Genomic DNA, 17,695 nt, shown 5'->3' on the forward strand with positions numbered 1-17,695 from the left:
CGACGTCGAAGGGCCGACGTCGAAGGGCCGACGTCGAAGGGCCGACGTCGAAGGGCCGATGTTGAAGGGCCGACGTCGAAGGGCCGACGTCGAAGGGCCGACGTTGAAGGGCCGACGTCGAACGGCCGGTGTTGGACGGCCGGTGTTGAATGGCCGGATGACTGGCATCAACGACCCCGGCACCGTCCCGCACCCCCCGGAGATACACGGCCACGGTCTGACGCTCCGCCCCTGGGACCCGGCGTCCGAGACCGACGTGGACGCCTGGCTGCGCGGGCACACCGACCCGGAGTTCCGGCGCTGGAACACCCCGATCAGGGCGGTCACCGACACCGCGAGTGCCCGGGAGTCGCTGGCGGCCAAGGCCGCGGACACGGACGCCGGGCGCGCGATGACCTTCTGCGTCACCGACGCCGACGACGGGACGGTCCTCGGGCAGATCTCCGTCAACGCGATCGACCGGGTACTGAGCAACGCCGTGGTCGGCTACTGGGTACTGCCCGAGGCGCGCGGCCGGCGCATCGCCACCCGCTCCCTGCTGCTCGCCGCCCGCTGGGCCTACGACGAGGTCGGCCTGCACCGGCTGGAACTGGGCCACGCCCTCGGCCACGGGGGCTCCTGCCGGGTCGCCGAGCGGTGCGGGTTCCGCCCCGAGGGGACCGTGCGCGGGGCGATGTGGGAGGAGGGCCGACGCGACGCCTTCCGCGACGTCCACCTGCACGGACGCCTGGCGACGGACCCGGAGCCGCAGGGGCCGTAAATCGGGGGCGGGGCGGTCGCGGGGTGCGCCATCATGCGGGGCATGCGACCGGACGACTGGCACCTCACGCATGACCTCGACACCTTCCTCCGGCGCGCGGGCGACTTCCTCGCATCGAGTCCCGCGCTGCACACCGTGCACCTGACCGTGCTCGACAACCTGCGCCGCAGGGGGCTGCACGTCTACGGCGAGGAGGCCCCCCTCTTCGGGGTGCTGGAGCGGGGCGGCGCGGTGCGGGCGGTGTCCCTGCACACTCCGCCGTACTGGATCAATCTCACCTCCCTCACCGGAGAACAGGCGGACGCCCTCGCCGTCCGGCTGGCGTCCGCCGGACACCGCCTGCCCGGCGTCACCGCCGACCGCGCCACGGCCGACGCCTTCGCCGACGTCTGGCAGCGGCACACCGGCGCGGGGGCGGACCTGTGGAAGAAGCAACGCCTCTATCAGCTCGGCGAGTTGACAACCCCCGAGCCCCGGCCCGAAGGCGCCCCGCGGATCGCCACCGCCGCCGCCACCGACCGTGCCCGGCTCATGAGCTGGTACGAGGAGTTCGGCGCGAGCATCGGCGAACACCAGCTCCAGGACGCCGGCGCGCTCGCCGACGCCCGCATCGCCCACGGCGGAGCCCTCTTCTGGGAGACCCCGGACGGCACCCCCGTCTCCCTGGCCGTGGTCACCCCGGAAGTGGCCGGCCAGGTGCGGGTCACCACCGTCTACACCCCCGCCCACCTGCGCGGCCGGGGCTACGCGGGCGCCGCGACCGCCGCGGTCAGCCGCGCGGCCCGCGCCGCGGGGGCCCGTGAGGTGCTCCTGTTCACCGACCTCGCCAACCCCACCAGCAACGGCCTCTACCAGCGCATCGGCTACCGCCCGGTGGCGGACTTCACGGTGTACCGCTTCGCGGAGTGACCTCAGGGGTCGGGCAGCCCCGCCCGCTCCTCGGCGGTGAGCGGCACGGACGGCGGCCCCGGGTCGGTCAGCCTGGCGTGGAGGCCCCGGCAGGCCCGGTCCTCGTCGGGGAACCGCTCCAGGACGGTGCGGGCCCCGCGCTGTCGCACGCCGACGACCCAGTCACCCGCGTCCGCGTCCTCCTCCAGGTAAAGGCGGTCCTCCGGCCGGGGGGTGCCGGGTGGGGCGGGGCAGCCGGGGATCTCGTACAGCCCGGCGGGGACACCCGCCGCGCGCAGCGCCTCGCACAGTCCGTGCCGGTCCATGCCCCGGCCCCTCCTCGTGTCCCGCGTCAGTTGGCGCGTTCCAGATTGCCGCTGTTGATCAGGGAACTCACCGTGGCGCCGGTCTTCACGTTCGTGCAGTACGTCGCCTGCGACGCGACCGAGGTCACGTACTGCACCCCCTGGCCCGGCTGCTCGAAGGCGGGGGCGGTCGGGCCGGCGCAGACCAGCGTCGGCTTCTTCACCCGGTACAGGTGGTAGTTGTAAGGGAAACGCGGGTCCTGGGTGTCGAGGCCGGACGGCGGGATGGACCGCTCCGCGTACGTGGCGCCGGCCGGCGCGAGGAACTTGCCGAACTCGTTGCCGAAGCGGTCCAGCAACTGCCCGACCGGGAGGACCGTTTCCGTCGCGATGGGCACGCCCTGGTTGGTGTGGTCGAAGCCGTCGTCCGGGATCGACGAGTACTTCCAGTCGCCCTGGCCGTGGTCCGCGGTGGGGTCCCACCACTTGTTCAGGAACTCCACGGGCGTGAGCGTACCGAACCGGTTGTAGCCCCGGAGGGTGGCGCCGATGAGCCCGGAGTCGGGCAGCCGGGCCGGCCCGAATCGCCAGTCGTTGCAGTAGTACGGCGTGTGCGCGTAGGGGTACGGCGACGGCACCAGGCCCAGACAGGACGCCCGCCCGGAGCTTTGGCCGTGCGGCGCCGGGTCCCCGTACCCCTGCGTCGTCCTGCCCTTGGCGTCCGCCCGTGCGACGGGCAACGGCGTGGTCGCGGGCCGGTCGGCTGCGGCGGCGGGCGAGGGTGCGCCCAGCAGCACGGACCCGGCGAGCCCGGCCGTGGTGACCAGGGTCGCACTCCATCGACGGAACGTCACTGATACCTCCGCGAGATTCGTCCGAGGGCCGGGACAGCCCACAGGAAGTCATGAATCATCACAGAGGGTCACCGGCGCGGCGGCAATCCGGACGCGGCCGAACGGACCTACAGCAGGTGGTCGGCCTTCCCCGCCTTGATCTCCAGGATCAGGGCGCGGAGGGCTTCCCGGGTGTCGGTAAGGGGGCTGTCCTCCTGCCCGGCGACGGCGATGTAGGCGTTGCCTGCGGGGTCGGTGCCTATGCGGAAGCAGTTGTTGCCTTCGCCGCAGTAGGGGTTTTCCCAGGTGATCTCGGTTCGCATGGCCGTCCTCAGAGTTCGCGGGCGATGTCGAGGATGAGGTCGCGGGAGGCTGCGGGTGGCAGCGCCGCGTCGTCCATCCAGTCCAGGTGCGCACGGTACTTCGTGAGCTGGGCCTCGGCGTCGGTGAAGACGGGTCCATGGGCGGAGTCCAACTGGACGGTGTCCAGGCGGGCTACGGGACCGTGCGCGTAGAGCATGGCGTGGCCTGCTCCGGGGAAGCCGCTGACGTGCACGGGGATGACCCGTACGTCGATGCCGTCCTGCTCCGACCGTTCCGCGAGGTACTTGAGCTGGTCCCGGGTGGTCTCGGTGCCGCCGAACCGCATACGGAGCGCCGCCTCGTGGACGTACGCGAGGTAGGGCACTCGTCCGGCCGGCCACCGCACTGCAGGTCACGGTCGACCTGCACGTCGTCTCCGACGGGCCCACCACCCTGGTGTTCGAAGAGCGCGCCGCCTGATCACCCGCTGTCAGGGCCAGAGCAGCTGCCGTGACCAGCCCGCGCCGTCCCTGACGTACGACAGGCGGACGTGCCGGCGCCGTTCCTCGCCCTGGAAGAACTCGACCTCCTGCGGGTGGAGCCGGTACAGGGTCCAGGTGGGGGACTCGGCCGTCGGGTCGGCCTGGGCCTGTTCCCAGGCCGCCCGGGACACCGCCGCCAGCTCCTCCGGCGAGGAGAGCGGCTCGCTCTGGCGGCCCGTCAGGGCGGCGGCCAGGGCGCCGGTGGAGCGGGCGTGCAGGTCCGCCTGGGCCTCGCCGGAGGGGGCGGAGGCGACCGGGCCGCGCACGCGGACCTGGCGGCCGAGCCGGGGCCAGTAGAAGGTGAGCGCCGCGTACGGGCGGGCGGCGAGGTGGCGGCCCTTGCGGCTGGTGGCGTGGGTCGCGAAGGACCAGCCGGTGGCGTCGGCGCCGTGCAGCATCACGATCCGCGCATCCGGCCGGCCCTCCTCGTCGGCGGTGGCCAGGGTCATGGTGTGCGGCTCCCGCTCGCCCGCCGCCACCGCCTCGGCGAACCAGGCGGCGAACAGGTCCACCGGGGTGCCGGGGACCTGTTCCGGGTCGAAGGGGGGCAGCCGCGTCACCTCCGGGTCCCACACCCGCAGTGACCGCAGCAGCTCATGGAGATCCGTAGCCATGCCCCCGAGTATCGGCCCCGCCGCTCAGTGCCGGGCGAACTGGGCGCTCGTCGACTGCACGACGTTCGGTTTCACGGCGATGCCGTCGACCGTGAGCTGCTGGCCGTAGATGTCGGTCAGCCGGATCGCGGCGCCGCAGCCGGCGCCCTGCTCGGAGAGGAAGTAGTTGTACGCGGTGCGCTCCAGCCGCTTCCAGCCGCCGCCCGTACGGACCTCCAGACGGGCCACCGGGTTGCGGTGGCCGATGGCCTGGACGCCGCACCAGTACTGGCTCGAGCCGGTCTTGTAGCGGATCGAGATCGTGCCGGCGGTGGCCGGGCTGACCAGGTTCCAGGTGATCGCGATCCGGCCGGCCGACAGCGGCGCCAGCTTGGCGAAGGCCTGCTGGCTCAGGTCGAGCTGGCCGGGCTGACAGGGCGCCGGGCACTCGTTGGTGATCCGCACGGTGATCGACTTGCCGCCCGCGTGGACGGCCACGAACGCGCCGCAGGCCTTCGCGGTCTCGTAGTCGGCGGTGTTCATCGCCGCATTCATCACGTCGGAGCTGGGGCCGAACAAGCAGGCGCCGTCGCCGTTGCTGTCGTAGGAGGTGGCGACGCCCCGGTAGGTGGTGCCGGGGCGGATCCGGCCGGCCAGGGAGCCCGTCGTGGAGGTCTTCGGGGCGGTGGCGGTGGTGGCCTTCGCGCGGGCGGCCGCGGAGGGGGTGGCGTCGGCGGTGGCCGAGGGGGACGCGGACGTCCGGGCCGTCGGGCTCGCGGAGCCGGCGGAGGGGCTCGGCGACCCGGAGGGCGCGGGCGTGCCGGGCGTCGGCGGTGCGCTCGTGCGGGCGCCGACGACGGCCTTGGCCGCGTCCGGCGCGTCGTTGGTCCCGCCACCCGGGCGGAAGGCCACGGCGAGCGACACGACGAGCGCCACGGCGGCGACGGCGACGGCGGCGAGCGGCGCGGTGTGGCGCCGGGGGCGGGAGCGACGGCGGTGTGAAGGGGTGGTCACAGGTGAGTCCTTCGGTCGGGCGGGGCTCCCGTGACGGGAGTATCCGACCGTCAGTTGCCACGGACCCCCCAAAGGTTGCCGTGATTTCATACGGCGGTGCAGCCGCCCGGGTTCACCGCCCCAGCACCACCGTCCCCGACGAGCAGAACCACCCCCCGGTCCCCGAGGCCACGCCCAGGCGGGGCGGCGCGCCGTCCGGGCGCCGTACCTGACGCTCCCCGGCCTCGCCCCGCAGCTGCCGGACCGCCTCCACCAGCAGGAACAGCCCGCGCATCCCCGGATGCTGGGCCGACAGCCCGCCCCCGTCGGTGTTCACCGGCAGCTCCCCGCCGACCGTCAGCCGGCCCTTCTCCACGAACGCCCCGCCCTCGCCCTTGGCGCAGAAGCCCAGGTCCTCCAAAGTCACCAGAGTCATGTAGGTGAACGCGTCGTAGATCTGGGCGAAGTCCATCTCCGACGGCCGCACCCCCGCCCGCCCGAAGGCCAGCCGCCCGCTGACCGCCGCCGGGGAGACCGTGAAGTCCTCCCACTCCGACAGGCTCGCGTGGGAGACGTGCTCACCGGTGCCGAGGATCCACACCGGCGCCGTACGGCAGTCCCGTACGTACTCCTCGGCCGCCAGCAGGACCGCCGCGCCCCCGTCGGAGCGCAGACAGCAGTGCAGCTTGGTGAACGGGTCGGCGATCACCGGCCCGGAGAGCACCTCGTCGACCGTGACCGGGGTGCGGAACATCGCCTCCGGGTTGAGCGCCGAGTTCGCCCGCGCCTGGACGGCGACTTCCGCGAGCTGCTCGATCGTCGTGCCGTACTCGATCATGTGCCGGCGGGCCGCCATCGCGTACTTCGCGATCAGCGTGTGCCCGTACGGCACCTCGAACTGGAGCGGGCCGCGGGCGCCGAAGGCGAAGGTGCCGGTGCGGCGGCCGGCCCGGATGTCGGCGCGGGCCGTGGAACCGTAGACCAGCAGGACCGCGTTCGCGTGCCCGGCGGCGATCGCGTCGGCCGCGTGCGCCGCCATGACCTCCCAGGTGGAGCCGCCGACCGAGGTGGAGTCGACCCAGGTGGGGCGCAGGCCCAGATGGTCGGCCACCTCGACGGGGGCGAGCGTGCCGAGCCCGGCGGACGCGAGACCGTCCACCCGCGACCGGTCGAGCCCGGCGTCCGCCAGCGCCCGGCGGGCCGCCTGGGCGTGCAGGGCGTACGGGGTCGCCTCGTCCACCCGCCCGCAGTCCGAGAGCGCGACGCCGACGACAGCCACTTTCCGGGTCCCCGAGGTCATGAGGGGCCACCTTCCTCTGTGCATCTCGATCCGGCGCTCCTAATATGACGGACCGTCAGATCCGGAGGGAAGTGCCAGATCCGGAGGGAAGCCAGATCCGGAGGGAACCCATGGACCCCCGCCTCACCGCCGAGCAGGACGAGATCCGCCGCACCCTGCGGGAACTGCTCCACAAACGCTGCGGCCCCGAGGAACTGCGGGCCGCCCTCGACACCCCGGCCGGCCACGACCGAGCCCTGTGGACCACCCTCGCCGAACAACTCGGCCTGCCCGGCCTCGCCGTCCCCGAGACGTACGGCGGTGTCGGCTGCCCCCGCACCGACCTCGCCCTCGCCGCCGAGGAGACGGGCCGGGCCCTCGCCCCCACCCCGCTGCTCGCCACCTCCGTCCTCACCGCGCCCCTGATCCTCGCCCTCGGCACCGACGCCCAGCGCGCCCGGCTGCTCCCCCGCCTCACCGACGGCACCCTCACCGCCGCCCTCGCGATCCCCGCGCCCGCCCTCGCCACCGCGCTCGCCCTCACCGGGCCGGGCGGCGGCGACTGGTCCGGCGGCGGACGCGCGGGCGGGGTGCAGGCCCGGCGCGCCGGGGACGGCTGGCGGCTCTACGGCGAGGCCGCCCAGGTCCTCGACGGGCACAGCGCCGGACTGCTCCTGGTCGCCGCCCACGCCGGGGGGTTCGTGCGGTCGCGGACCCTGCTGTTCCTGGTGGCGGGCGACGCCGCCGGAGCCGTGCGGACCCGGCAGACCGCCCTGGACCCGACCCGGCCGCAGGGGCGGGTGCAACTGCGGTACGTTGAAGCGGAGTTGCTGGGACAGGAGGAGGCGGAGGTGGCCGGAATACTGGCCCGCACCGGGGAGTTCGCCGCGGCCTTCCTCGCCTGCGAGGCCGTCGGAGCCGCCGACCGGGCGCTGGAGCGGACCGTGGAGTACCTGAAGCAGCGCGAGCAGTTCGGGCGCGCGATCGGATCGTTCCAGGCGGTGCAGCACCGGCTGGCCGACGTGTACGTCCAGGTCCAGGCCGCCCGGTCCGCCGCGTACTACGCCGCCTGGGCGACCGGACGCGGAGAGCGCGTCGGCGGGCTCGCGCTCGCCCAGGCGCTCGGGGCGCTGCGGCTCGCCGCCGCCGAGGGCATCCAGCTGCACGGTGGCATCGGGTTCACCTGGGAACACCAGGCGCACCTGTACTTCAAGCGGGCCGCGGGCGACGAGCTGCTGTTCGGGCCGGCGCACCGGCTGCGGGCCCATGCGGCCGAGGAGTCCGGGCTGTTCGCGGGCGCGGGGGTGGCGGTGTGATCGGTGTCCGTGTGGTGCAGAAGGTGTCCTCGACCCGGGCCTTCGCCAAGCTCGCCCCCCATGTCGTGCCCGCCCTCGACCGGGCCGTCCACCGGCTCACCCGGGGGAAGGTGCTGCTCAGCGCCCAGATGCTGCCCGGGGTGCTGCTCACCGCGACCGGCGCCCGCAGTGGCCGGCCGCGCCGCACCCCCCTGGCGTGCATGCCGGAGTCCGCGGGCCGCACCTGGATCCTCGTCGGCTCCAACTTCGGCCGCACCGGCCACCCCGCCTGGACCGCCAACCTCCTCGCCCACCCCGACGCCGAGATCAGCTGGAAGGGCACGGACATACCCGTGACCGCCCATCTGCTGACGGGGGAGGAGCGGGCGGCGGTCTGGCGGGAACTGCTCGCCTTCTGGCCGCCGTACGCGACCTACCAGGCGAGGGTGGAGCGCGAGATCCGGGTGTTCCGCCTGGTGCCCCGCGGTCAGGCGACCACGGGCTCGTAGAACAGGCGCCACACGCTTCCGGAACAGGCGGCCACAGGCTCCTGGAACGGGCGGCCACGGGCCTCCTGGAACAGGCGGCCGCAGCTCCTAGAAGGCGTGCTGGACCAGCAGGAACGCGCCGATGCCCAGCATCGCCGCCCCCGAGGTCCGGGTGACCGCCCGGGCCGCCGCCGGGCGGGCGCCCAGCACCGCGCGGGCCAGCACGCCGACCGCGAGGTAGACGGCGGCGCAGCACGCCATGTGCAGCAGACCGAGGACGGCGGTCTGCGCGGCCACCGGCAGGTGCGCCCCGCCCCCGCCGCCCCCGGTCACCAGGAACTGCGGCAGGATCGACAGGTACAGCAGCAGACCCTTGGGGTTCAGGCCGCTGATCGTCGCGCCCCGCAGGAAGACCCGGCCCTCGACCACGGGTGCGCCCTCCTCCGGCACGCCCGGCCGGCGCAGCACCCCCCAGCCCAGCCGCACGAGGTATGCCGCCCCCGCCACCGTGAGCCCCGTGAGCAGGGCGGGCGAGCCCGCGACCAGGACCGCCAGGCCCGCCGTCGCCAGCGCCGTGTGCAGGGCGTAGCCGCTCACCAGGCCGCCCACCGCCGCCCCCACCGAACGGCCGCGCAGCCCGGCGGAGATCACATAGGCCCAGTCGGCGCCCGGCACACAGACCAGCAGCAGGTCCAGCGCGAGGAAAGAAATCAGCGTTCCCGTGTCCATGTTGGGGACATTAGGCGTTATCCGGTCGAAAGTGTTTCCGTTCTTTTCTCAGAACCCGGCAGAATGGGGGAAGATCTGCCTCATGGACGACGTGGACCGGAAGATTCTTGCCGAGCTTCAGCAGGACGGGCGGCTGACCGTGACCGAGCTGGCCGCGCGGGTGCGGCTGAGTGTCTCGCCCTGCCACCGGCGGCTGCGGGAGCTGGAGCGGTCCGGGGCGATCAGCGGCTACCGGGCGGTGGTGGAGCCCGCCGCCGTCGGACTGACCTTCGAGGCGCTGGTCTTCGTGTCCATGCGACAGGAGGACCGGGACACGGTCGCCGAGTTCGAGCGGGCGGTGGGGGAGCTGGAACACGTCCTGGACGCCCAGCGGCTCTTCGGGGAGCCCGACTATCTGCTGCGGGTGGCGACCGCCGACCTCGCGGCCTTCCAGCGGCTCTACGACGAGCGGCTCGCGACCCTGCCGGGGGTGCAGCGGCTGACGTCGACGCTGGTGATGAAGCATGTGGTCAAGGACCGGCCGCTGCCCGCATAGCGGCACGGGCGGTGGCCCCACCCTCGTGGAACCACCGCCCGCCAGACAGGACTGGAGACCTACTTCGTCGGCTTCTTGCCGGTGATGCCCAGATGGACCAACAGCGCCAGGTTCGGCTTGAGTTCGGCCTGCTTGACGCCCCAGGACTGGAAGCCCTTCTGGTGCGAGGCGACCGCCGCGAGCATCGCGACCAGCGAACCGGCGACCGCGGCCGGGTTCACGTCCTGGTCGACCCGGCCCTTGGACTGGAGCTCGGCGACCGCGTCCGACAGGGAGTTGTTCACCGAGTTGAGGATCTTCATCCGCAGTTTGTAGAACCGCTTGTCGCCCTCGGCCGCGCCGAGATCGACGACCCGCAGGATCGCGTCGTTCTTCTTCCAGAACTCCAGGAACCCGTCGACGAGTTCCTGAGCCGTCTGCCAGCCGGCCTTGCCGACCCACGAGCGGCCCTCCAGCAGCTCGGTCAACCCGGCGCCCTCGGCGGCCATTTGCTCGGCGATCTCCAGGACGGCGCCCTCGACGTCCGGGAAGTACTGGTAAAAGGTCGCGGGCGAAGTGCCCGCCTTCCGGGCCACGTCGATGACCTTGACGTCCCGGTACGGAGAGGAGCTGAGCATCTCGCTGAGGCAGTCCAGCAGCTTCTGCCGCGTCGCCTGCCCGCGCCGGCCGGCCACGCGGCCGTCGACGGTACGCACTTGTCCTGTCATGCCGTCAGCTTACCGAGGGGTGATCGGAGCGCGATTCGGCCGACTGCAAATGGGGTGCGAGGGGCACGGAGGGAGGGTGCGCTGGTCTGCGCGTTGCGTGAACCGCCGTTAGTTTGGCTGCATGGCCGAAAACAGGGCATCGGTGAACACAGAGGGTGGCGCCGGGGCGGTCCCCGAGGGCATCCCGTGCTGGGTGGACGCGCAGCTTCCCGACGTGGACGCGGGCAGGCGGTTCTACGGCGAGCTCTTCGGATGGACCTTCCGGGAGGCGTCCGCCGCCTCCGTGTGGGCCCTGCTGGACGGCCGGCCGGTCGCCGCCCTGGCCCACAAGACGGACGGCCGGATGCCCACCGTCTGGACCGTGTACTTCTCCACCCCCGACGCCCAGGCCACCGTGCGGCGGATCGGGTCGGCGGGCGGGCAGGTGGTGATGCCCCCGTTCCCGGTGGACGGCCAGGGCTTCGCCGCCCTCGCCGCCGACCCCGAGGGCGCCGTCTTCGGTCTCTGGCAGCCCGTCGCCCACCCCGGTTTCGGCGTCCGGCACGTCCCCGGCGCCTTCGCCTGGGCGCAGCTCTACGCCCGGGACACCGAGATCGCGAACACCTTCTACGGCCACCTCTTCCACGAGGCCCTCTTCGGACCCGGCGCCGCGCCCGACTTCGGCCGGGTGCCGGTCACCGACGTCTTCCCGGAGGTCATGCCGCCGCACTTCCTGGTCCACTTCGGGGTCCGGGACTGCGAGGCGGCGCTGGGCACGGTCGGCCGGCTCGGCGGGCGGGTCCAGGCGGGCCCGTTCACGGCGTCGTACGGGATCGTGGCGGTCGTCACGGACAATCAAGGTGCGTCGTTCGCGCTGCTTCAGCGTTGAACCACGTACTGGAGTACCCGCTCACGCCCCGTCCCGCATGCTGTTTCGCCCGTATATGAGATGAGACACCCCGATCGCCCCCGGGTTCGCAACCAGCCGCCCGGCCAGGAAGAATCTGGGGTGCGTGCCGCCATGGCGGTGCGGTGGTGAGACGCTGCACTTCGGTCGCGTACACATAGTGGGTGACGTGGCCCGTACGGGGAGGTGGCAGGCAAGTGGTGGATCAGCTGACGCAGCACGATCCGCGGCGGATCGGGCCGTTCGAGGTGCTGGGACGGCTGGGGGCCGGCGGCATGGGGCTGGTCTATCTGGCGCGCTCCGCGTCGGGCCGGCGCGTGGCGATCAAGACGGTCCGGACCGAGCTCGCCGAGGACCAGCTCTTCCGCGTGCGCTTCACGCGCGAGGTGGAGGCGGCGCGGGCGGTGTCCGGCTTCTACACGGCCGCCGTGGTCGACGCCGACCCGCGCGCCGCGGTGCCCTGGCTCGCCACGGCCTACGTCCCCGCGCCCTCCCTCGAGGAGATAGTGAACGAGTGCGGGCCGATGCCGGCCCAGGCCGTGCGCTGGCTGGCGGCGGGCGTCGCCGAGGCGCTGCAGTCGATCCACGGCGCGGGACTCGTCCACCGTGACCTCAAGCCGTCGAACGTCCTCGTCGTCGAGGACGGGCCCCGGGTGATCGACTTCGGTATCGCCTCCGGTGTGTCGAACACCCGTTTGACGATGACGAACGTCGCCGTCGGCACCCCCGCCTACATGTCCCCCGAGCAGGCCAAGGACTCCCGCAGCGTCACCGGCGCCAGCGACGTCTTCTCCCTCGGCTCGATGCTCGTCTTCGCCGCCACCGGACACCCGCCCTTCCACGGCGCGAACCCGGTCGAGACGGTCTTCATGCTGCTGCGCGAGGGCCCCGACCTCGAAGGCCTCCCGGACGAGCTGCGCCCGCTCATCGAGTCCTGTATGCAGATGGACGCCACGGCCCGCCCCAACCCGGCCGACCTCCAGGCCCAGCTCGCCCCGCACCTGTTCGGCTCCGGCTCCGACGACAGCGGTACGGCCTCGGCGTGGCTGCCCGAGAAGGCGGTCACCCTCATCGAGACCCGCCGCGGCGGCCGCCCCGCCCCCAAACCGGCGCCGGTGAGCCCGCGCGGCCCGCTGCCGCTGCCCCCGCCGCCCTCCCACGACCCCGTGGTGCCCGCGCCCGCCCTCGGCCGCGGCCCGGTGCCCGTCGCCGTCGGCGCCCCCGACACCGGCCCGGTGCGCCTGGCCGGCGCGTCCGTACCGATCGGCCCCGGCCCGCGCGTCGCCGACGTCCGCGCCACCGCGGCCGTCAAGGCACCGCTGCCCGAGCCCGGCCTGGTCGCCAACTGGACCCGGATCCGCCCCGCCCTGGGCGCGGGCGGCGACACCGCGCTCACGGCCCCGCAGACCGCGGCGGCCCCCGACGGACACCCGGCGGGCTGGCGCCCCTGGCGGTTCCGGATGTCGAACGACGTGTGGGGCACCCCGGCCGTCTCCGGCGACCTCGTCTACGTCACCTCCTTCGAGGTGCACGCGCTGGACGTGGCGACCGGCCGGCGCCGCTTCAAGACCCGGGACGTGGCCTGGTCCATGGCGGTCGCCGACGGCCGCGTCCACGCCTCCGACGGCCCCACCCTGTTCGCCCTGGAGGCCCGCGAGGGCCAGGACCTGTGGCGGCTCCAGACCGACGCCTGGGTCTACTGCCTCAGAGCCGAGCGCGGCACGGTCGTCACCGCCACCCGGGGCGGCGGGGTCCAGGCCTGGGAGGCCTCCACCGGGCAGAAGCTCTGGGAGATCACCGGCTGCCAGAGCGACTTCGAATCGCCCGAGGCGGGCCCCGCCCTGCACGACGGCATGGTCTTCGTCTGGCAGGACGCCCGGCTCCGGGCCCTGGACGCGCGTACGGGTGACGAGCGCTGGTCCTACCCCATCGGCGACGCGGCCTCCTGCGGCGGCGTCCCGGTCCGCGTCACCCCCGCCCCCGACGGCCACGTCTACCTCTCGGCCGGCACCCGCGTCATCGCCGTCGACGTGGCGAGCGGCATGGTGCGCTGGCACTTCGAGGCCCCGGCGGTCTTCCTGTCCCCGCCCGCCTTCGTCCCCGGCCCCGCGGTCACCGGCGGTGGCGTCTACCTGGCCGACTACCTCGGCACGGTCTACGCCCTCGACGCCGCCGACGGCCGCGACCGCTGGCGCATCGCGACGGAGTCCCGCTCCTCCGTCGACCCCGTCCTGGTGGCGGCCGGCCATGTCCACGTGGGCAGCGGCAAGGGCCTGTACACCCTGGACGCGGTCACCGGCACGCCCAAGTGGCGCTTCCAGGCGGGCGGCGACATCGTGGGCTCCCCGGCGGTCGAGGCGGGCCGTATCCACTTCGGCTCCACCGACCACCTGCTCTACACCCTCAAGGCCGACGACGGCCGCCTGCGCTGGAAGCTGGCCACCGGCGGCGAGATCACCGGCTCCCCGGTGGTCCGGGACGGCGTGGTGTACGCGTGCAGCAAGGACCGCTGTGTGTACGCGCTGGACGCGGAGAAGGGGACGGGCACGGCACGCACGGTCTGACGCCGCCCCGTCCCGGGACGGCCGTCGCACCAGCACCTGTCTAGGCTGGCGGCATGCACACACGGGGGTACGGAAAGTTCAGGTTCGCGGCGGTGTCGGTGCTGGTGGTGCTGGCACTGACGGGGTTCTCCACGGGGAGCCACCACGGCATCGGCAAGAGCAGCGGCAAGCACCGGAGCGGCAGCAGCGACAGCGACAGCAGCGGCGGGGGCGGCGGGTGCAGCAGCTCCAGCCAGGACCATGACGGCTCGTCGTCCGGCGGCTCCTCCGCCACGACCGGGCAGGACGCCGTGGTCGACCTGCTGACCTGCGCGACGGAGTCCGACCCGTACGCCACGCTCCGGCTCACCAACCCGAACTCCACCGGCGACCACTTCACCGTCACCGTCCGCTTCTACGACGCCGGCTCCCGGGAGCTGGAGGAGCGGACCGCGGAGGCGTACGTCGCCGGGGACGACACCACGACGGTCCAGGTGGCCCTGTCCGGCGCGTCGGTCGCGGCCAAGGTCGACCACTGCGAACCGGACCCGTACGCCCCGGTCGCCGACTGACTGAGTACGTCAGGTACGCCACGTACGTGACGCACTGGACGTACCTGCTGCCAGGCGCACCCTGGGGAGGTAGGGACGAGTGAGGAAGCAGACCATGGCCGCGGTGCACTACGAGAGCTACTCCCAGGCGCGCGCCCACCTGAAGGACCTCCTCGACGCGGCCGACGAGGGGCGCGTGGCGACCGTACGCCGCGATTCCGGCCGCTCGGCGGTCGTGGACGTGGAGCGGCTGCGCCACTATCTGTCGCTGGCGTGCCCGTCGAAGGCGGAGGTGGTCGCCGAGGCGAACGGCTGGTCCGTTTTCCTGCCCGGTCTGCCGCTGGCCGCCGACGGGGCCACGTTCGACGAAGCCATAGGAGAGATGGTCCAGGTCCTGCGCGAGTACGCCGAGGACTGGCAGGACAGGCTGCGGACCGCGCCCAACCACGCGGACAACTGGGGCCTGGTGCAGCTGATCGCCCTCAGCGACGACGGACAACTGCACGACTGGCTGGTGGGTGCCCCACGGTGACCTGGCCTCGCGGCCGACTGGACGTCACCGAGGACGAGTTGGTACGAGCTCGAAGGCGATTGCCTGGCGATCTGCTCTGCCCTTCCCGGGCTGCTTCGGGACAGCCACCGGCCCCTTGTCCGCGAGGGTCCGGCGGGTCGCTGACCTCCTGAAAGAACCGGGGTAAAGAACTCCCGCCCACCCACCCTCCCCGGCCGCGCGGCCCGCTTCACTCGTCCGAGTGACCGGCTTGCAGGCGCGGGTTGCGGACGGTTACGTTCGCCGCGACCACCACAGACGCATACGGCCCCCGGCCGGGACTGGCATCCCGAACGAGGGCCTCACCGTTCAGGAAGAAGCACCTTCCCAATGGCTGAATCGCAGTCTAACGCGCCCTCCCGCGCCGCCGCCGGACCCCCGACCTCCGGCGTGATCCACGTCCGCACCCGCCTCACCTCCGACTTCACCGTGATCTCCAACGCCCTTGCCCAGCGGCGCGGCAGCGCGGTCACGATCGGCGTCGCGGCGTACATCGCTTCCCTCCCCGACGGGTCGTCCGTGACGATCACCGCCCTGTGCGGCCACTTCGACGAGGGCGAGATCCTGATCTCGCGGGCCCTCAGGGAACTGGAAGCGGCCGGCTACCTGGAACGCCGCCGCGAGCGCACGCCCTCCGGTCACATCCGCACCCGCACGTACTTCTACGACGTCCCGGTCGCCGACAAGACCCCGACTCCGCCCCGCCCGAGAAAGCCGCGCGCAGTCACGGACACCCCGGCCCCGGACCGCGCGGAGAAGGCGTCAGCACTCCCGGACGCGACCTCACCGGCAGTCGCCGTACTGGCCTCTCTCCGCCGCGTCGACCCCCGCCTGGTGCTCTCCGAACGGGAGGCGGTGAGCCTGGCACCGGCCGTCGACCAATGGCTCGCAGCCGGTGTCGCGCCCTCCCAGATCACCGCGATGCTGACCACACGCCTCCCCGACCACTTCCTTTCCCGCCCGGCGGGCATCCTCGCCTTCCGCCTCCGCGAGACCCCGCTGCCCGCACCGCCGCCGCTTCCGGCACCGGAGAGCACGGAGCGCCCGGCCCGCCTCCCCTTCCAGACCTGCGACGGCTGCGAACGCGCCTTCCGGGCGCCGGAGCCCGGCCCCTGCCGGGAATGCCGGTCCGGGGATCGTCTCCGTGCGGCCTGCTGAGCCGCCCACGGGCGGGTGTGCGGTCCGGCCCCGGGTGGGAGGCTTGATGTGCGACGATGCGAAACCCGGATCCGGGCACGCGAACAGGTGGAGGTGGGGCATGGTCGACCGGTTCAGTGACGGACTTCTGACTCCCACGGAAACGGCCTCCTACCTGGGGATTCCTCAGTCGACGCTCACCTCGTGGCTGAAGGGCAGGGCCGCCGGAGCCCCCCTCGTCCACCAAGTGGAACCGCTGCGCAAGGGGCAGCCCTCCGTGCCGTTCATCGCGGTGGCGGAGGCTCACGCCCTCCGTTCCCTGCGTGCCCTCGGGCTCCGGATGAGCGAGATCAGAGAGGCAGCCGCAGCCGTACGGGACGCCTTCGCGACCCCGTACGGTCTTGTGTCCAGACGGATCGCGACGGACGGCGTGGACATCTTCGTCGAGCACGGACTCGGGGATCTCCGCAGAGCCCGGGACGGTCAGGCCCCCATCCACGAAGTGGTCTCCGACTACCTCCGCTATCTGACCTGGGAGCCCGGTGACGACTTCCCCTCCAGCCTGAGGCTCAGGCAGTACCCGGAGTCCGTCCCTGTCGTGATCGACCCGAGGTTCGGTCACGGGAGGCCGGTCGTCGCCGCCAACCGCGTCGCGGTCAATGCGATCACCGACCTGTGGGAGGCCGGGGAGAGCGTTGAGGACATCGCGTACGACTTCGACATGACACCCGAGCAGGTCGACGCGCTGTGCCGGGCAGTGGTGCGCCTTGCCGCCTGAGTTCTTCCTCGACCGCAATCTCGGGCGTCGGGTTGCGGAAGGGCTGAGGGCGTGCGGCTGGACCGTTCACCGCATCGGGGACGTCTTCCCGGACGACGGACAGGACGTGCCCGACGAGGAATGGATCACCCACGGCCTCGACCGGTCCTGGGTGCCGCTCTCGAAGGACGGCCGGATCAAGAGCCGCGACCTGGAGATCCAGCCGGTCCGCGCGCGTGAGGCGGTGCTCTTCTACCTCGACAACCAGCAGCTCCGCAGCGTCGAGATGGTCGAACGGCTCGACGCACACCGTGAGGCGATCCACCGGGCAGTGGGCAGAGGCGGTCCTGCGGCCTACGCGGTACGACGCGACCGCATCGAGCGCACCTGGCCCTGACGGAGAAGGCTACGCCCAAATCCCGCCAGTTGTGCGACACTTCAGGCCAGTCGAGGTGCGGAGGGGCGCAGGATGTCGACCTGGAACGGATTCGGCACCACGTATCGGGGCTACAGCCATGTGAACCGTGACGGCAGCCACTACGCCACGCAGTGGGCCGTGCTGTTCTTCCTGCCGGTGATCCCCTTGCGGCGTCATCGCCTGACCGTCGGCGACTCGGCCTACACGCAGTACGGCAACGGCAGCACCTCGGTCACCCGGTACGCGGTGCACGAAGAGACGGCGCTCGTCGGTGCGGAGATACTGCGCACCTATCTGTCCTGGTGGGTGGTCGGCCCGCTGATCGTCTTCGGGCCGCCCGCACTGGCGCTGTGGCTCATCGGTGACGACGTGGGCTTCGGGGCCTACTTCCTGCTCATGGCCGGCTGTGTCTTCTGGTGCATCTGGGCGGGCGGGGCCCTGGACAAACGCAACCGCCGGGAACGCGTGCTGCCCCCGCCGTAGGCCCCTTGTGCCTGTACCCGCAGGGCGTCACCCCACCTCTCCTCGCCCTCCAGGCAGGGTGACGGCGCGCCCTGGGCAGCCGCCTGCGCCGAACAGGGGGCGCCGCACGGCATTTCGGTC

22 protein-coding genes are annotated in these 17,695 nt (G+C 72.8%); 13 read left to right on the forward strand and 9 right to left on the reverse strand.

Annotated features, from left to right (window positions below; all coding sequences use genetic code 11):
* Positions 1 to 157 precede the first annotated feature (157 nt).
* The gene (locus tag U5640_RS25695) at positions 158 to 760 is read left to right on the forward strand and encodes a GNAT family N-acetyltransferase (protein WP_340378095.1); all 603 of its coding nucleotides are present in this window, start codon (positions 158 to 160) and stop codon (positions 758 to 760) included.
* A 42-nt stretch (positions 761 to 802) separates the two neighbouring features.
* Positions 803 to 1,669, forward strand: a complete 867-nt coding sequence (locus U5640_RS25700) for a GNAT family N-acetyltransferase (RefSeq protein ID WP_340378096.1) — start codon at positions 803 to 805, stop codon at positions 1,667 to 1,669.
* A 2-nt stretch (positions 1,670 to 1,671) separates the two neighbouring features.
* On the opposite strand, the gene U5640_RS25705 is transcribed toward U5640_RS25700, so the two are convergent.
* From U5640_RS25705 to U5640_RS25735, 7 genes are all read right to left on the reverse strand, one after another.
* Positions 1,672 to 1,974: a hypothetical protein gene (locus U5640_RS25705; RefSeq protein WP_340378097.1), complete on the reverse strand. Its 303-nt coding sequence runs from the start codon at positions 1,972 to 1,974 to the stop codon at positions 1,672 to 1,674.
* Positions 1,975 to 2,000: 26 nt separating this feature from the next.
* Positions 2,001 to 2,807, reverse strand: a complete 807-nt coding sequence (locus tag U5640_RS25710; RefSeq protein WP_340378098.1) for a glycohydrolase toxin TNT-related protein — start codon at positions 2,805 to 2,807, stop codon at positions 2,001 to 2,003.
* 107 nt (positions 2,808 to 2,914) lie between these two features.
* Positions 2,915 to 3,109 carry a hypothetical protein gene (locus U5640_RS25715; RefSeq protein ID WP_340378099.1) on the reverse strand — a complete coding sequence of 65 codons (195 nt, stop codon included), beginning with the start codon at positions 3,107 to 3,109 and terminating at the stop codon, positions 2,915 to 2,917.
* Between the two features lie 8 nt (positions 3,110 to 3,117).
* A complete protein-coding gene (locus U5640_RS25720; protein ID WP_340378100.1) occupies positions 3,118 to 3,474 on the reverse strand; it encodes a Scr1 family TA system antitoxin-like transcriptional regulator in 357 nt (118 codons plus the stop codon).
* A 105-nt stretch (positions 3,475 to 3,579) separates the two neighbouring features.
* Positions 3,580 to 4,245 carry a pyridoxal 5'-phosphate synthase gene (locus U5640_RS25725; protein WP_340378101.1) on the reverse strand — a complete coding sequence of 222 codons (666 nt, stop codon included), beginning with the start codon at positions 4,243 to 4,245 and terminating at the stop codon, positions 3,580 to 3,582.
* Between the two features lie 24 nt (positions 4,246 to 4,269).
* Complete coding sequence (locus U5640_RS25730) at positions 4,270 to 5,238, reverse strand: expansin EXLX1 family cellulose-binding protein (protein WP_340378102.1); 969 nt, start codon at positions 5,236 to 5,238, stop codon at positions 4,270 to 4,272.
* Between the two features lie 112 nt (positions 5,239 to 5,350).
* On the reverse strand, positions 5,351 to 6,517 hold the full coding sequence (locus U5640_RS25735) for an acetyl-CoA acetyltransferase (protein ID WP_340378103.1): 1,167 nt from the start codon (positions 6,515 to 6,517) through the stop codon (positions 5,351 to 5,353).
* Between the two features lie 110 nt (positions 6,518 to 6,627).
* Here U5640_RS25735 and U5640_RS25740 point away from each other — a divergent pair, with 110 nt between their 5' ends.
* Positions 6,628 to 7,812 (forward strand): acyl-CoA dehydrogenase family protein, encoded by a 1,185-nt coding sequence (locus U5640_RS25740; RefSeq protein ID WP_340378104.1) that lies wholly within the window; start codon positions 6,628 to 6,630, stop codon positions 7,810 to 7,812.
* Positions 7,809 to 8,300, forward strand: coding sequence for a nitroreductase/quinone reductase family protein (locus U5640_RS25745; protein ID WP_340378105.1), 492 nt, complete (start codon positions 7,809 to 7,811; stop codon positions 8,298 to 8,300). Before U5640_RS25740 ends, U5640_RS25745 begins: the two co-directional genes overlap by 4 nt.
* Before the next feature lie 87 nt (positions 8,301 to 8,387).
* Here U5640_RS25745 and U5640_RS25750 read toward each other — a convergent pair whose 3' ends face one another.
* Positions 8,388 to 9,008, reverse strand: a complete 621-nt coding sequence (locus U5640_RS25750) for a LysE family translocator (protein WP_340378106.1) — start codon at positions 9,006 to 9,008, stop codon at positions 8,388 to 8,390.
* Between the two features lie 82 nt (positions 9,009 to 9,090).
* Here U5640_RS25750 and U5640_RS25755 point away from each other — a divergent pair, with 82 nt between their 5' ends.
* Complete coding sequence (locus U5640_RS25755) at positions 9,091 to 9,543, forward strand: Lrp/AsnC family transcriptional regulator (protein ID WP_067251387.1); 453 nt, start codon at positions 9,091 to 9,093, stop codon at positions 9,541 to 9,543.
* A gap of 59 nt (positions 9,544 to 9,602) precedes the next feature.
* Here U5640_RS25755 and U5640_RS25760 read toward each other — a convergent pair whose 3' ends face one another.
* Complete coding sequence (locus U5640_RS25760; protein WP_340385333.1) at positions 9,603 to 10,238, reverse strand: TetR family transcriptional regulator; 636 nt, start codon at positions 10,236 to 10,238, stop codon at positions 9,603 to 9,605.
* 133 nt (positions 10,239 to 10,371) lie between these two features.
* On the opposite strand from U5640_RS25760, the gene U5640_RS25765 reads away from it, so the two are divergent.
* The 8 genes from U5640_RS25765 (at position 10,372) to U5640_RS25800 (ending at position 17,575) form a co-directional block, all read left to right on the forward strand.
* Entirely contained in the window at positions 10,372 to 11,118 is a 747-nt protein-coding gene (locus tag U5640_RS25765; RefSeq protein WP_340378107.1) for a VOC family protein, read from the forward strand.
* A 215-nt stretch (positions 11,119 to 11,333) separates the two neighbouring features.
* Positions 11,334 to 13,700: a PQQ-binding-like beta-propeller repeat protein gene (locus U5640_RS25770; protein WP_340378108.1), complete on the forward strand. Its 2,367-nt coding sequence runs from the start codon at positions 11,334 to 11,336 to the stop codon at positions 13,698 to 13,700.
* 53 nt (positions 13,701 to 13,753) lie between these two features.
* Positions 13,754 to 14,251, forward strand: a complete 498-nt coding sequence (locus tag U5640_RS25775; protein WP_340378109.1) for a hypothetical protein — start codon at positions 13,754 to 13,756, stop codon at positions 14,249 to 14,251.
* 79 nt (positions 14,252 to 14,330) lie between these two features.
* The gene (locus U5640_RS25780) at positions 14,331 to 14,762 is read left to right on the forward strand and encodes a prevent-host-death protein (RefSeq protein ID WP_340378110.1); all 432 of its coding nucleotides are present in this window, start codon (positions 14,331 to 14,333) and stop codon (positions 14,760 to 14,762) included.
* 348 nt (positions 14,763 to 15,110) lie between these two features.
* Positions 15,111 to 15,938 carry a hypothetical protein gene (locus U5640_RS25785; protein WP_340378111.1) on the forward strand — a complete coding sequence of 276 codons (828 nt, stop codon included), beginning with the start codon at positions 15,111 to 15,113 and terminating at the stop codon, positions 15,936 to 15,938.
* Positions 15,939 to 16,038: 100 nt separating this feature from the next.
* Complete coding sequence (locus tag U5640_RS25790; protein WP_340378112.1) at positions 16,039 to 16,695, forward strand: DUF433 domain-containing protein; 657 nt, start codon at positions 16,039 to 16,041, stop codon at positions 16,693 to 16,695.
* Positions 16,685 to 17,071 (forward strand): toxin-antitoxin system, toxin component, PIN family protein, encoded by a 387-nt coding sequence (locus U5640_RS25795; protein WP_340378113.1) that lies wholly within the window; start codon positions 16,685 to 16,687, stop codon positions 17,069 to 17,071. The genes U5640_RS25790 and U5640_RS25795 overlap by 11 nt, the downstream gene beginning before the upstream one ends.
* A gap of 72 nt (positions 17,072 to 17,143) precedes the next feature.
* Entirely contained in the window at positions 17,144 to 17,575 is a 432-nt protein-coding gene (locus U5640_RS25800; RefSeq protein ID WP_340378114.1) for a hypothetical protein, read from the forward strand.
* Positions 17,576 to 17,695 lie beyond the last annotated feature (120 nt).

Source organism: Streptomyces sp. SS7 (assembly GCF_037993025.1).
In the GTDB taxonomy this organism is placed as follows: Bacteria; Actinomycetota; Actinomycetes; order Streptomycetales; family Streptomycetaceae; genus Streptomyces.